The organism is Kinneretia sp. DJ1R-11, from assembly GCF_025717595.1.
Classification (GTDB): domain Bacteria; phylum Pseudomonadota; class Gammaproteobacteria; order Burkholderiales; family Burkholderiaceae_C; genus Paucibacter_A.
The window spans coordinates 30480-43958 of the sequence record NZ_JAJIRR010000011.1 but is presented as its reverse complement, the minus strand read 5'-3'; the positions used below and the strand labels follow the sequence as shown (position 1 = coordinate 43958).

Here is a 13479-nt window from a genome sequence, read left to right as displayed (position 1 = left end):
AAACGAAGCCTGCGGCCTAATGAGTGTTCGGGTGTTCATCAGTGCGCCACAAGGGCAGCAGGGCAAGAATGCAAGGAAGCCACATCGCAGGCCGCGATGTGCGGGCGATGCAGCGCTGACAAAAGTATCGCCGACGCCCGTAGTTTTGTGTAGTTTCACTACATCGGGTTATCCCGATGATCCTCATAAGTCGTTGATTTTACTTGTTTTGATCTTGATTCAATCGGGTTACCGCTGTTGTTCAAGAAGTTTTGAAGCTGTATATTGTCTACAAATCAAGCCTGGGGCGGCAAGCTTTTGCCAGCCAGGAACACACAAGCAGAAGACATACAAGCGCGGCCTCCTCGCCGCGCCCTGGAGACAGCAAGTGGCGGACGTTCAACTCAGCGGCGTGAGCAAGGCCTACGGCAGCATCAAGATCCTGCACGGCATTGATCTGGAGATCCGCGACGGCGAATTCATGGTCTTTGTCGGCCCCTCGGGCTGCGGCAAATCGACCCTGCTGCGCACCATCGCCGGCCTTGAAGAGATCACCGGCGGCGAGCTGCGCATCGGCGGCCGCTTGGTCAACGAGGTGCCGCCGGCCGAGCGCGGCATCGCCATGGTGTTCCAGAGTTATGCGCTCTACCCGCATATGAATCTCTACGACAACATGGCCTTCGGCCTCAAGCTGGCCAAGGTGCCGCCGGCCGAGATCGACGCCGCCGTCAAGAACGCCGCGCGCATCCTGCACATCGAGCACCTGTTGGACCGCAAACCCAAGGACTTGAGCGGCGGCCAACGCCAGCGCGTGGCCATCGGCCGCGCCATCGTGCGCAAGCCCGAGGTCTTCCTGTTCGACGAGCCCCTGTCCAACCTCGACGCCGCCCTGCGCGTGCGCATGCGCTACGAGTTCGCCAAGCTGCATGAGGACCTCAAGACCACCATGGTCTACGTGACCCACGACCAGGTGGAGGCCATGACCCTGGCTGACCGCATCGTCGTGCTCTCGGCCGGCAAGATCGAACAGGTGGGCACGCCGCTGGAGCTCTACGAACACCCGCGCAATCTCTTCGTCGCCGGCTTCATCGGCTCCCCCAAGATGAACTTCCTGGAGGCTGAACTGGTCCGGGGGACCAGTTCAGAAGCTCTCGTCCGCCTCGCCTCCGGCACCCAAATCCGCGCCACCGTCGACGCCTCCCGCGCCCAAGCCGGCGACAAGCTGACCCTGGGCCTGCGGCCCGAGCACTTTGTGGTCGGCGCTGAGGACAACGCGATCCAGTCCACCGTCACCTTTGTCGAATCGCTGGGCAGCGCCACCCATGCCTACTGCGCCTACCCCGGTGTCGAGGATGCGCTGACCTGTGAATTCGACGGACGCACCCGCATCAAATCGGGCCAGGACATCCGCCTGGGCCTGCCGCCCGAGGCCTGCTATCTCTTCGATGCCCAGGGCCAGGCCTTCCAACGCCTGAGCGGATCGCCGACATGAGCAGCACGCGCGCCCCGAAACTCTTGCTTCTGGCCGCTGCTTTGCTGGCCACCCAGCCTGCGCTGGCGGCCAAGAACCACAAGCTGCTGGTCTGGATCAATGGCGACAAGGCCTACAACGGCCTGCAAAAAGTCGGCGATGCTTTCGAGAAGGCCTCCGGCGTCAAGGTCGTGGTCGAGCACCCGGTGGACGCCACCGACAAGTTCCAGCAAGCCGCCGGCGCTGGCAAAGGCCCCGATGTGTTCTGCTGGCCGCATGACCGGGTGGGCGAATGGGCCAAATCGGGCCTGCTGACCCCGCTGCGCCCGGGCAAAAAGCTCTACGACGAGGTGGAAGACAGCGCCTGGAAGGCCTTCGCCTACCAGGGCAAGCTCTGGGGTTACCCCATCGCCATCGAAACCACCGGCCTGATCTACAACAAGGCCCTGGTGCCGACACCGCCCAAGAGCTTCGACGAGGTGATCGCCCTGGACAAGCGCCTGCAGGCCGAATCCGACGGCCGCAAGCACGCCATCCTCTGGGACTACAACAAGAGCTTCTTCAGCTGGTCCCTGCTAGCCGGCGCAGGCGGGCAAATCTTTGCCCGCGATGCCAAGGGCGAGTTCGACAGCAGCCAGGTCGGCGTCAACAATGCCGGCGCCCTGGCCGGCGCCGAGATGATTGCCCGGCTGCTGCGCGAAGGCCAGATGCCCAAGGGCGCCCGCTACGCCGAGATGGAAAGCGGCTTCGCCCGCGGCGAGGTGGCCATGATGATCTCCGGCCCCTGGGCCTGGGATAACGCGCGCCGGGCCAAGATCGACTTCGGCGTGGCACCGATTCCCGGCGTGAAGGCCGGCCAGTATTCCAAGCCCTTTGTCGGCGTGCTGGGCTGCATGATTGCCGCGCCCTCGCGCCAGAAAGACCTGGCCCGTGAGTTCATCGAGAACCACCTGATGCGGCCCGAGGCGCTCAAGGTGCTCGATGCCGATGTGCCCATCGGCGTGCCGGCCAACAAGGCCTTTTATGCGGAACTGGCGGTCAACCCGCTGATCCGCGCCAGCATGGAAAACGCCCGCCTCGGCGAAGCCATCCCCAACATCCCCGAAGTCGGCCGCTTCTGGACCGCCATGGACGCCGCACTGGAAGCCATCACCAATGGCCTGCAGTCACCCAAGGACGCCCTCGACGGCGCCGCGGGCCGCATGTTGCTGAACAAATGAGTCCGTCCATGAACATGCCCGCCAGCCTCCCGACTCCGGACCCATCGTCACTCCACACAGCCTTGCCGCTCGGTCGCGGCGTTTACACCCGCCTGCCGCCCAGCCGCCTGGAGCGCCTGGCCCAGCGCCTGCGTTGGCCGCTGACCGGAGCGGCCGGCCTGGCCTCGCTCTACCTGGTGTTCCTGATGCATGCCGCCGGCCAGACCTGGCTGGCCCTGGGCGCCCTGGGCTTCTTCGTCCTGGTGTTCTACATCTACATCAGCCAGGCGGCTTTCGCCCTGCGCTACCTCTTCCCCGGCATCGCCGGCATGCTGATCTTCATCGCCTTCCCGCTGATTTACACGGCGCAGATCGGCTTCACCAACTACTCCTCGGCCCATTTGCTGAGCCAGGAGCGGGTGCGTGAGTACCTGCTCGATCAGCACGAGGCGGTGGCCGGCCAGACCCAGGGCTTCACCCTGCATGCCGATGGGCCGGAGTTCCGCCTGGTGCTGCGCGCCGAAGACGGCAGCCCGAGCTGGGTTTCGCCTGCCCTGGCCCTGAAGACCACCCGCCAGGAGCTGAGCGTGGACATGCTGCCCGCGCAATCCGCCCAGCAACCCCTGACCGCGCCGCTGCAGCAAGCCCTGCCCCTGCGCGAGCTGATCGAGCACCGCGAGGCGCTGATGCAGCTCAAGCTGCGCCTGCCCGGCGCCGCGCAGGAGCTGCGTTATCTGGGCCTGCGCGAGTTCGGCGCCATCAGCCGCCATTGGCAGGCTCAGGAAGATGGCAGCCTGCTGCGCCTGGCCGACCAGACCCGCTTCAGCCCGAATCTGCAAACCGGCTATTTCGAAAGCGCCGCCGGCGAAGTGCAGCAACCCGGCTTCAAGGTCGTGGTGGGCTGGCGCAACTACACGCGCATGGTGATGGACGCGGAGTTCCGCGGCCCTTTCCTCGCCATCTTCAGCTGGACCGTCTTGTTCTCGGCCCTGACCGTGCTCTGCGCCACCGCCATCGGCATGCTGCTGGCCGTGCTCTTGAACTGGGACGACCTCAAGTTCCGCGGCACCTACCGCACCCTGCTCTTCCTGCCCTACGCGGTGCCGGGCTTCATCTCCATCCTGGTGTTCAAGGGCCTGTTCAACCAGAACTTCGGCGAGATCAACGCCATCCTCGACGCCCTCTTCGGCATCAAGCCGGCCTGGTTTGCCGACCCGCTGCTGGCCAAGGTCATGCTGCTGATCGTCAATGTCTGGCTGGGCTACCCCTACATCATGATTCTCTGTGCCGGCCTGCTGAAGAGCATTCCGGCCGATCTCTACGAAGCCTCGGCGATTGCCGGCGCCGGCCCGCTGACCAATTTCTTCAAGATCACCGCGCCCCTGGTCATCAAGCCGCTGGCGCCCCTGCTGGTCAGCGCCTTTGCCTTCAACTTCAACAACTTCGTGCTGATCGCGCTCTTGACGGACGGACGGCCCGACTTCCTCTCGACCAAGATCCCGGCCGGGCAGACCGACATCCTGGTGTCCTACACCTATCGCATCGCCTTCAAGGACTCAGGCTCGGACTTCGGCCTGGCTGCGGCCATCTCCACCCTGATCTTCTTCCTGGTGGCGGCCATGTCCCTGATCAATCTGCGCCTGATGCGCAAAGCCAATTCATGATGATCATGATGATGACGAACATACCTGTCGTTTCGGGGAGCTGCTGATGGCCATCGTTCGAGGCAAAAAGGCGCGCTGGCAGGTCTGGGCCGCGCATGGGCTGATGTGGGTCTTCCTGGCCCTGACCCTGTTCCCGCTGCTGGCCATCGTCAGCATCTCGCTGCGCCCGGGCAATTTCGCCACCGGCCAGCTAATCCCCAGCGAGATCAGCCTGGAGCACTGGAAGCTGGCTCTGGGCATCCCCTATCAGGCAGCCGATGGCAGCCTGGTGCAGCCGCCCTTCCCGGTGCTGACCTGGCTGTGGAATTCGGTCAAGGTCGCGACCATCTCGGCCTTTCTGATCGTGGCGATTTCCACCACCGCAGCCTTTGGTTTTGCCCGCCTGCAGTTCCGTTTCAAAACACCCATCCTCAACAGCATGCTGCTGCTGCAGATGTTCCCTCCGGTGCTGGCCTTGGTGGCGATCTACGCGATCTTTGAAACCCTGGGCAACTTCGTGCCGGCCCTGGGCCTGGAGACCCACGGCGGCCTGGTGCTGGCCTACCTGGGCGGCGTGGCCACCCACATCTGGACCATCAAAGGCTATTTCGAAACCATCCCGGTCGAGATCGAGGAATGCGCCAAGGTCGATGGCGCCACGCACTGGCAGGCCTTCCGCATGGTGCTCTTGCCCATGGCCCTGCCCATCCTGATGGTGGTCTTTGTGCTGGCCTTCATCGGCACCATCATCGAGTACCCGGTCGCCTCGGTGCTGCTGCGCGAAGAGGGCAATCTGACCCTGGCCGTGGGCTCCAAGTATTTTCTGCATGACCAGCGCTTCCTCTGGGGCGATTTCGCCGCCGCGGCCGTGCTTTCGGGCCTGCCCATCACCGCAGTCTTCCTGCTGGCCCAGCGCTGGATCGTCTCGGGCCTGACGGCCGGTGGGGTGAAAGGGTGATGCGTGGCGCGCTGATGCTGCTGGCTGCACTGCTCGCCCTGCCTCTGATCCACAGCCCGGCCCAAGCCAGCTCAAGCTGCACGCCCAGCCCCCTGGGCTCGCGCGAGCTCTTTCTGCGCGGCAGCTTCAACAACTGGAGTGCGAGCGATGCCCATCAGTTCGTCTATGTCTGTGACCGTTATGAGCTCTACCTGAAGCTGCAGGGCGAGCAGAGTTTCAAGATCGCCGACGAAGACTGGTCGGCCGACGCCGACTTCGGCGGCCAGGCCCGTCAGCTGCAGCTCAAAGGCCCGTCGCTGAACCAGCGCTTCAAGGGCGGCATGCACAAGCTGGTGCTGCGCTTGACGGACAAAAGCGCAAGCTTGGCCATCCAGCCCTTTGCCGGCAAGCCACCCCAGCTCCGCAGCGCGCCCAGCGTCACAGACCCGGTGGCCCTGAGCCTGCGCTTTGATTCGCGCGATCTGCAGCACAAAGCACCGTTTGGCGCCATGACGCCCGGCACGCCGCTGCGCCTGAGTCTGAGCGCCCTGCCCGGTGTGCAGCGCGCCAGCCTCGTGGTCGCCAAGCGGCGGCTGGAGGGCAATCAGGAACTGCTCGAGTACAGCGAGGTGCAACGCCTGCCTCTGCAAAAGGACGGCGGAACCGAAGCGGGCCGAGAGCGCTGGAGCAGCACGGTGGTGCTCGCGGAGCCGGCCATCTACGGCTACCACTTCGAAGTGGAGATCGCCGGCAAGCGCTATGTGTTCCACAACAACCGCGACCCGGTGTTCTGGACCCGCGAGAAAGGCAGCATGGGCGCTGGCAGCGTGGACCCCTTGCCCGAAAACCCGCGTCAGATCCGCCGCTACCGCCAGACCGTCTACGCCGCTGACTTCAAAGTGCCGGATTGGGCACGCGACATCGTCTACTACTCCATCTTCCCCGAGCGCTTCCGCAACGGCGATCGCAGCAACGACCCGCAACCGGGCCGCGAGCACTACCAAAACCAAGGCGTGGAGCGCCACAGCCGCTGGCTGAGCAAGCCCTACAAACCGGGCAGCGGCGACGGTTCGGACGGCGTCTACAACAACGATTTCTTCGGCGGCGACCTGGCCGGCATCATCGACAAGCTCGACTACATCCGCGAGCTCGGCGCCAACACGATCTACATGACGCCGGTCTTCCGCGCGGCCAGCAACCACAAGTACGACACCGGCGACTACAAGCAGATCGACCCGGCCTTCGGCAGCAACGATGACTTCAAGCGCCTGACCTTGGAGGCCGCCAAGCGCGGCATCCGCGTCATCCCGGACACCTCGCTCAACCACGTCGGCAGCGACTCGCCTTACTTCAACCGCTTCAACAACTTCAAGCCCGGCGGCGCCTTCGACGGCGGCCGGCTCAACCCCGACTCGATCTACGCCAGCTGGTTCAAGCTCGACCCCAGCCAGGCCAAGCCCGAGGATCAGTACCAGGGCTGGACGGGGGTGAAAGATCTGCCCGAGCTGGACAAGAACTCGCCCGCCTTCCGCGACTTCGCCTACCGCGCGCCCGACTCAGTGACACGGCAATGGCTGGACTTCGGCGCCGCCGGCTGGCGCATGGATGTGGCGCCCTGGGTGCCCGACGACTTCTGGCGCGAATGGCGCCAGGTGGTGAAGGCGACGAAGCCCGATGCGCTGACCGTGGCCGAGACCTGGTTCGATGCCAGCAAGTATTTCCTCGGCGATATGTTCGACTCGACGATGAACTACATCTTCCGCAATGCCGTGCTCGAGTACGCGGCCGGCGGCGATGCGCGAAAGCTCTACGCCCAGATCGAGCTGATGCGCGAGGCCTACCCGCCGCAGGCTTTTTATGCGCTGATGAACCTGCTCTCCAGCCACGACCAGGCCCGCGCCCTGCACCACTTCGGCTATTCGGACGAACCCGGAGCCAGCGCCCAGCAACGCAGCGCCCAAGCCCTGAGCCTGGCCAAGCAGCGCCTGCGCCTGGCCGTGTTCTTCCAGATGGTCTTCCCTGGCGCACCGACGATTTACTACGGCGACGAAGTCGGCCTGGGCGGCGGTGAGGACCCCTACAACCGCGCGCCCTACCCCTGGGCTGACGAAGGCGGCCGGCCCGACCAGACCCTGCTGGCCGACTTCAAGCGACTGACCGCCCTGCGCCATGCCGAGCCCGTGCTGCGCCACGGCAGCCTCAGTGCGCCGTTGTACCTGGATGCCAACATCATCGTGCTGGCGCGCCAGGACGGCGAAACCTGGGCCCTCACGGCCATGAACAATGCCGCCCAGAGCCGCCGCGTGCGGGTGAACTTGCCGAGCGCCCTGGTCGCGCGGCTGCAGCGTGCACCGTCCGGCCAGGCTGCGCTGCGCGAGACGCTGGCGCCGCTGCAGGCCGCCAAGAGCAAGCGGCCCGGTTACCAACTGAACGGCCCGGTGCTGGAGCTGATCCTGCCCGCGCGCTCGGGCCGTGTCTTGATCAGCGAACCACGGTCGGCGGCACCCAGTCACTGAGCACGGCCGGCGCATCGGCAGCCGCCTGGCGCGCCGCCGCCGGCTTGCTTGGTGTACCCGCCAGCACCCAGGCCAGCAGCTGCTCGCCAGGCTGGCAGAAGGCCGCTTGCAGCGCCGGGTCACGCAGGGCCGCGCCGCTCAAGGTCTTGGCGGCATAACCCATCAAATGCAGGGCATTGAGGAAGTTCATCAGGCCCGCACCTGCACAGATCAGCTGCTCATGGGCCGGCACCTCAGGCTCACCTTCGCGCAAGCGCACGATCAAGGCGGCGAGGCCGGGCCCGTTCCAGGCGCGATCGTGGGCGCGCTGCAGCTCCTCGGCCTCGCTCTGCCCCCAACGCCGGGCGGCGTTAACGAAGAGACCGGCCAGGTGCTCGCGTTGCTCATCGGACACCAGCACGAAGCGAAATGGCCGCAAGCCACCATGGTCCGGTGCCCGCAAGGCCAGATCGGCCGCCTGCTGCCACTGCGCCCGGCTCGGCGCCGGCGCGACCATGTATTTGGGCCCTTGAGAGTAGCGACCGGCCAGGGCCGCTATGGTGCGTGTGTCGATGGTGCTCATGCCGCCAATGTAGTGGCTCGCCGCGCTGGCCCGCGCCTCAAGGCGAGAGCAGCCGCGACTGCCAGGCGGCCAGTTCCAGCTCTTGCCCCTGCCAGCGATAGCGCTGCGCGGCCGGGGTCAGATTGGCCAGCACCGTCACGCCCTGCCCCTGGGTCTGACGACGGAAGGCAAAGACCTGCGGATTGGCCACGTCCAGCAGCTCGACCGACGCGCCGTACTGGCCGTTGGCCAAGGCCGGCAGGCGCTTCTTGAGGGCCAAAAGCTCGCTGTAAAAGCCTTGCAGCTCGCGCGTCTTCCAATCGATCGGGTCTTTCTCAAAAAAGGCCAGGCGCTTGTCGAGCGCGGCTTCCTGGCCGCTGTAGACCAGGGGCATGCCCGGCAAGGTGAAGCTGAGTACGGCCATGGCCTCGAAGGCCGGGCCGTAGAGCTCGCGGTCGGTGCCGTGCCAGGAGTTGAAGTCGTGGTTGTTGGTGAAGCGCATGCGGTAGGCATGCGCGGGGTACGGCGCTTGCGGCCCGGCCTGCTGGCGCACCCAGGCGCGCAAGGCCTCGGCATCGGCCTTGCCCTGGGCAATATCGCGCATCAGATGGGCCAGGTCCCAACCGTAGGTCATGTCAAAAGCCTTGGCATGCAGGTCGACCTTGTCCGACTCGGCCAGCATGAACATGGGCTTGAGGGCATCGAGCTCGGCGCGGGCGCGTTCCCAGAAGTCAGTGGGCACCAGGCTGGCCACATCGCAGCGGAAGCCGTCCAGACCGATCTCGCGCACCCAGAACTTCATGGCAGCGATCATGGCGCGGCGCAACTCGGGCTTGTCGTAGTTGAGGGCGATCACATCGGTCCAGTATTCGGGCTCGGGTCCTTCGGTGAAGGTCACCGGAAAGAGCTCGCCGCGGGCATCGAGCTTGTACCAATCCTTGTGGGCGCTGGCCCAGGGGTGATCCCAGGCCGTGTGGTTGGCCACCCAGTCCAGGATGACTTTCAGCCCCAGGGCATGGGCTTGCTTGACCAGCATGCGCGCATCGTCCAGCGTGCCGAACTCGGGGTTGACGGCGGTGTAGTCACGGATCGAGTAATAGCTGCCCAGGCCGCCCTTGCGTTCCTTCTTGCCGATGGGCTGAAGCGGCATCAGCCAAAGAATGTCCACGCCCATTTGCTTGAGGCGAGGCAAGTCCAGCGCCAAAGCCTTGAGCGTCCCCTCGGGCGTGTGCTGGCGCACATTGACTTCGTAGATGCTGGCCTGCTGGGTCCAGGGCAAGTGGACCTGAGACGCAGAGAGCGTGGTGGCGGGTGAGGAAACAGACATGGCAATGTGGCCCAGGCTGGTTTGAGCCTGAGCGGTGAAGGCGGTCAAGCCTGTGAAGCCTGTGAGCAGGGGCAAGGCCGCCTGAAGGGCAGCGCGGCGGCTCAGGGTGCGGCGTGATTCCATGGCACAGCCTTTCAGGGCGAAGCACTCAGGTGGCGATCCAGAAAGCGCGCGCTGCGGTTCCAGAAGTCGATGTCGTTGGCGGGCGCACGCCAGCCATGGCCTTCGTCGGCATAGACCTGCCACTCCAGGCTGTCGGGCGCGCGACCGGGCGCGCCCTGCAAGGCCTTGCGGAAGGCCTCGCCGTGGATCAGTGGCACGCGCCGGTCTTTCTCGCCGTAGGCCAGCAGGAGCGGATGGCGGATGGCCGCCGCATGGCTGAGCGGCGACTGGGCGCGCAGCATGGCTGCGTCCTTCACCGGATCGCCCAGCAGCAAGGGCATGCCGTGCTGTTTGATGGCATCCGAGGTGTCGCTCCAGCTGACGCTGTAGAGCAGGTTCAGATCGGTCACGCCCACCCAGGCCACGGCGCAGCGGTACAGGGCCGGCTCGCGCACCAGGCCCATCAGGGCCGAATAGCCGCCGTAGCTGGCGCCCATCAGAGCGATGCGGGCGGGGTCGGCCACGCCCTGCTCAATCGCCCAGCGGGTGGCATCACTGATGTCGTCCTGCATGGCCTGGCCCCATTGTTTCCAGCTGGCGCGCTCGTGCTTGAATCCCAAGCCCAGGGTGCCGCGGAACTGCGGCTGCAGCACGGCGTAGCCACGCGCCGCCAGAAACTGCACATAGGGGTCCCAGACCCAGGCCGGGCCGCGCACCCAGGGGCCACCATGGATCAGAACCACCAAGGGCAGACGCGGCTTGTCAGCCAGGCTCTTGCCCTTGGGCAGGGTCAGCCAGGCGGGCAGCTCCAGGCCGTCACGCGCCTTGAGGCGGTGCAGGTCCATGGAGGCCATCTGCTTGGCCTCGACATCGGGCCGCTCGCTGCCCAGGCGGGTGTACTTGCGGGTCTGGCGGTTGTAGAGGAAATACAGCGTGGGCTGGATGTCGGCCGAGGCTTCGATCAGCACCCAGGGCGCATCACCGCTCCAAGGCACGGACAGGCGGTTGGCGGTGCGCGGCAGCACCTTGTCGACCTGGGCCTGCAGCGCCTGCATGTCCGCATCCATCCACTGTGTGACTTCAGCGTCGATGTTGAAACGCAGACCCAGCACCCGGTCCTGACGCGCAATCACCTCGGCATCGATGTCGAACTGCGCGTGCTCAGCCAGCGGTGCTTCTGACCACTGGCCGGTGGCCGGATCGAGCAGCCAGCAGGCCATCTTGTCAGCCCCCAGGCGGCGGGCGCTGACGTAGAGCTTGCCGTCGGCGCCGAGGTGGCGCACGCGGAAATCGCCTTCGCCGGTGATGGGGTTGAACTCGGCGATCGGGCGCCAGGCATCGCTGCCCACCTCGCGCCAGAGGTAGCGGCCACGCGGCGCGGGCGGGCGCTCGCCTGCTGCGGCCGCAGGAGCCTCCAGCGTGCGCAACAGGCGCAAATTGCCGGCCGCATCGAACCACCAGCTCTGCGCGTGCAGCGGGCTGGCCACCTCGGTGCTGCGGCCGGTCACCGTGTTCAGGCGTAAGAGCTTGAAATGCCCCAGCTCCTTGTCGCTGAAGGCCTCGGGGCGCACGACCAGCACCTCATCGCCGCGGCGCTGGGTGTCGCCATGCAGCAAGAACGTGTTCCAGGCTTGCAGGTTCTGGCTGTCATTGCCATTGCGCGCGAGCACACGCTGGCGCTCGACCAACTGACGAAATCTCCCGCCGTCATGGTCGACGGCAAACAAGCCCGGCCCGGCATCGAGCCGGCCCTCCGGGGTCTCGCGGTCCTGCACATCGAAGACCAGGCGCTCGGCGTTGACCCACAAGAAACGACCGACGTCAGCGCCATCGCTGCTGTACACCACGGTCGGCTTCATGGTGTCCAGTTGCAAGACGCTGAGCATCCAGCGGCCATGCGGGCCGGTCGTGCGCAGGGCCAGGCGCTGGCCATCGGGCGAGAGCGCGGCGCCGGTCATCTGCGCGGGGCGGATGAAGCGGGCGGCATCCACCGAACCCACAGCCTCCTCTGCGGCCAGCCCCGGAACAGGCAGGGTCAGGCTCAAGAAGGCGGCGGCGCTCAGCAGTTGGCGGCGCTGCAGGCCGGGCGCGGGGTTCAGCTCATCCAGCAAGGGCATGCTTGTCCTCATCACATCGAAAGCTTGGGCGCTGCGCAATGCTGGGCGATGTAGGCCGCGTGCTCGGGCATCACGTCCACGCATTTACCAATCACCTGGCGCACGCTCTCCAGATAGGCCGCGGTGTCGTCCATGCTTTGCAGGTCGACCAGGGGGTGGTAGCGCTCAGGCACCAGGTTCTGGCCCTGCATGACCTGTAGCCAGCCCACCTCGGAGAACAGCTCGTTGTCCACCCGCAGCAAGCGGCCGCGGTTGCGGTAGAGATCGAGCTTGTGCTGCAGCGTGTCCGGGATGGCCATGTGAGCGCAGTCCTGCCAGAAGGCGGAATCGTCGCGCTGGTTGAGGTGGTAGTGCAGGATGATGAAGTCGCGGATGCGCTCGTAGTCGAAGCGGCTGCGGCGGTTGTACTCGTCGATCTCGGTGGCGTTGAAGCCCTGGTCGGGGAAGAACTCGATGAGCTGGGCCACGGCCGACTGAATCAGGTGGATGCTGGTCGATTCCAAGGGTTCCATGAAGCCGCTGGACAGGCCGATGGCCACGACATTGCGGTTCCAGGCCTTGCGGCGCATGCCGGTGTTGAACTTGATCTGGCGCGGCTCGGCCAGGGCCTGGCCGTCCAAGTTGGCCAGCAAGGTGCTGGCGGCCTCGTCGTCGCTGATGTGGGCGCTGCTGTAGACGTGGCCGTTGCCGATGCGGTGCTGCAGCGGGATGCGCCACTGCCAACCGGCGCGGTGGGCCGTCGAGCGGGTGTAGGGCAGGAGCTGGGGCGCCGAAGCACAGGGCACGGCCAGAGCGCGGTCACAGGGCAGCCAGTGGGTCCAGTCCTCGTAGCCGGTTTGCAGCGTCTGCTCGATCAGCAGGCCGCGGAAGCCCGAGCAATCGATGAAGAGCTCGCCCTCGATGCGCTGGCCGTTTTCCAGCAGCACGGCCTCGACATCACCGGCCCGCTGGCCCTCCTGCTTTTGCAGCACCTGGCTGATCTTGCCCTCGATGCGCTGCACGCCGCGCGCCTCGCACAGTCCGCGCAAGTAACGCGCATACAGGCTGGCATCGAAGTGATAGGCGTAGGCAATGTCGGCCAAGGGCGAATTGGCCACGTCGAAGCGCGGCGGCATGAATTTATTGGCCAAAGCGGCTCGGCGGGTGATGCTGTACTCGCCCAGATCGGCGGCACGGCCCTGGGCGCGCAGCTTCTGCCAGTACTGGTCAAAGCGCACCGTCCACAGGTCCTGGCCGAGCACGCCGAAGCCGTGCATATAGCGGTCGCCCTGGCGGCCCCAGTTGACGAACTCGATGCCGAGCTTGAAGGTGCCTTGCGTGGCCTTCAGGAACTCGTTCTCGTCGATGCCCACGATCTTGTTGAAGCGCTGGATCATGGGGATGGTGGCCTCCCCGACGCCGACGATGCCGATTTCGTCGGACTCCACCAGTTTGATCTGGTAGCGGCCGCGCAAGGTGGTGGCCAGAGCCGCGGCTGTCATCCAGCCCGAAGTGCCACCGCCGACGACGACGATGGTCTTGATGTGGGGATCTTGCATGGCATGCACCTGCGCTGAAAGCTGTTTGGGAAGAGGCCGCACTGCGGCGGCCATACCCCAGAATAAAACAAGCCCTGCGGACGCAGGCGTCGGCAGGGCTTGGGGCAAG

The 13479-nt window shown here is 65.7% G+C and carries 9 protein-coding genes; 5 read left to right on the top strand and 4 right to left on the bottom strand.

What is annotated here, in order from left to right:
* The first annotated feature begins 367 nt into the window (after positions 1-367).
* The 5 genes from LNV23_RS17350 to LNV23_RS17330 are packed head-to-tail and all read left to right on the top strand — an operon-like array spanning position 368 to position 7745.
* On the top strand, positions 368-1471 hold the full coding sequence (locus LNV23_RS17350) for an ABC transporter ATP-binding protein (protein ID WP_263564138.1): 1104 nt from the start codon (positions 368-370) through the stop codon (positions 1469-1471).
* Entirely contained in the window at positions 1468-2670 is a 1203-nt protein-coding gene (gene malE / locus LNV23_RS17345; RefSeq protein WP_263564137.1) for a maltose/maltodextrin ABC transporter substrate-binding protein MalE, read from the top strand. The genes LNV23_RS17350 and malE overlap by 4 nt, the downstream gene beginning before the upstream one ends.
* Positions 2671-2678: 8 nt before the next feature.
* Positions 2679-4313 carry a maltose ABC transporter permease MalF gene (malF, locus tag LNV23_RS17340; RefSeq protein WP_263564136.1) on the top strand — a complete coding sequence of 545 codons (1635 nt, stop codon included), beginning with the start codon at positions 2679-2681 and terminating at the stop codon, positions 4311-4313.
* Positions 4314-4359: 46 nt separating this feature from the next.
* A complete protein-coding gene (malG, locus tag LNV23_RS17335) occupies positions 4360-5250 on the top strand; it encodes a maltose ABC transporter permease MalG (protein WP_102770031.1) in 891 nt (296 codons plus the stop codon).
* Positions 5250-7745: a glycoside hydrolase family 13 protein gene (locus LNV23_RS17330; protein ID WP_263564135.1), complete on the top strand. Its 2496-nt coding sequence runs from the start codon at positions 5250-5252 to the stop codon at positions 7743-7745. The genes malG and LNV23_RS17330 overlap by 1 nt, the downstream gene beginning before the upstream one ends.
* Here the strand turns inward: LNV23_RS17330 and LNV23_RS17325 are convergent.
* The 4 genes from LNV23_RS17325 to LNV23_RS17310 are packed head-to-tail and all read right to left on the bottom strand — an operon-like array spanning position 7711 to position 13370.
* Positions 7711-8307, bottom strand: coding sequence for a nitroreductase family protein (locus LNV23_RS17325; RefSeq protein WP_263564134.1), 597 nt, complete (start codon positions 8305-8307; stop codon positions 7711-7713). The two genes, LNV23_RS17330 and LNV23_RS17325, sit on opposite strands and share 35 nt — an antisense overlap.
* Positions 8308-8344: 37 nt before the next feature.
* Positions 8345-9736 (bottom strand): alpha-amylase family glycosyl hydrolase, encoded by a 1392-nt coding sequence (locus tag LNV23_RS17320; protein WP_263564133.1) that lies wholly within the window; start codon positions 9734-9736, stop codon positions 8345-8347.
* An 11-nt stretch (positions 9737-9747) separates the two neighbouring features.
* Positions 9748-11832, bottom strand: a complete 2085-nt coding sequence (locus tag LNV23_RS17315; RefSeq protein WP_263564132.1) for a S9 family peptidase — start codon at positions 11830-11832, stop codon at positions 9748-9750.
* Positions 11833-11843: 11 nt separating this feature from the next.
* Complete coding sequence (locus LNV23_RS17310; protein WP_263564131.1) at positions 11844-13370, bottom strand: tryptophan halogenase family protein; 1527 nt, start codon at positions 13368-13370, stop codon at positions 11844-11846.
* Positions 13371-13479: the final 109 nt, after the last annotated feature.

Bases quoted from the DNA above. Each gene is read 5' to 3' on its own strand.
- LNV23_RS17325 (WP_263564134.1), bottom strand. From the start codon at position 8,307: ATGAGCACCATCGACACACGCACCATAGCGGCCCTGGCCGGTCGCTAC.
- malG (WP_102770031.1), top strand. From the start codon at position 4,360: ATGGCCATCGTTCGAGGCAAAAAGGCGCGCTGGCAGGTCTGGGCCGCG.
- LNV23_RS17310 (WP_263564131.1), bottom strand. From the start codon at position 13,370: ATGCAAGATCCCCACATCAAGACCATCGTCGTCGTCGGCGGTGGCACT.
- malE (WP_263564137.1), top strand. From the start codon at position 1,468: ATGAGCAGCACGCGCGCCCCGAAACTCTTGCTTCTGGCCGCTGCTTTG.
- LNV23_RS17320 (WP_263564133.1), bottom strand. From the start codon at position 9,736: ATGGAATCACGCCGCACCCTGAGCCGCCGCGCTGCCCTTCAGGCGGCC.
- LNV23_RS17315 (WP_263564132.1), bottom strand. From the start codon at position 11,832: ATGCCCTTGCTGGATGAGCTGAACCCCGCGCCCGGCCTGCAGCGCCGC.
- LNV23_RS17330 (WP_263564135.1), top strand. From the start codon at position 5,250: ATGCGTGGCGCGCTGATGCTGCTGGCTGCACTGCTCGCCCTGCCTCTG.
- malF (WP_263564136.1), top strand. From the start codon at position 2,679: ATGAACATGCCCGCCAGCCTCCCGACTCCGGACCCATCGTCACTCCAC.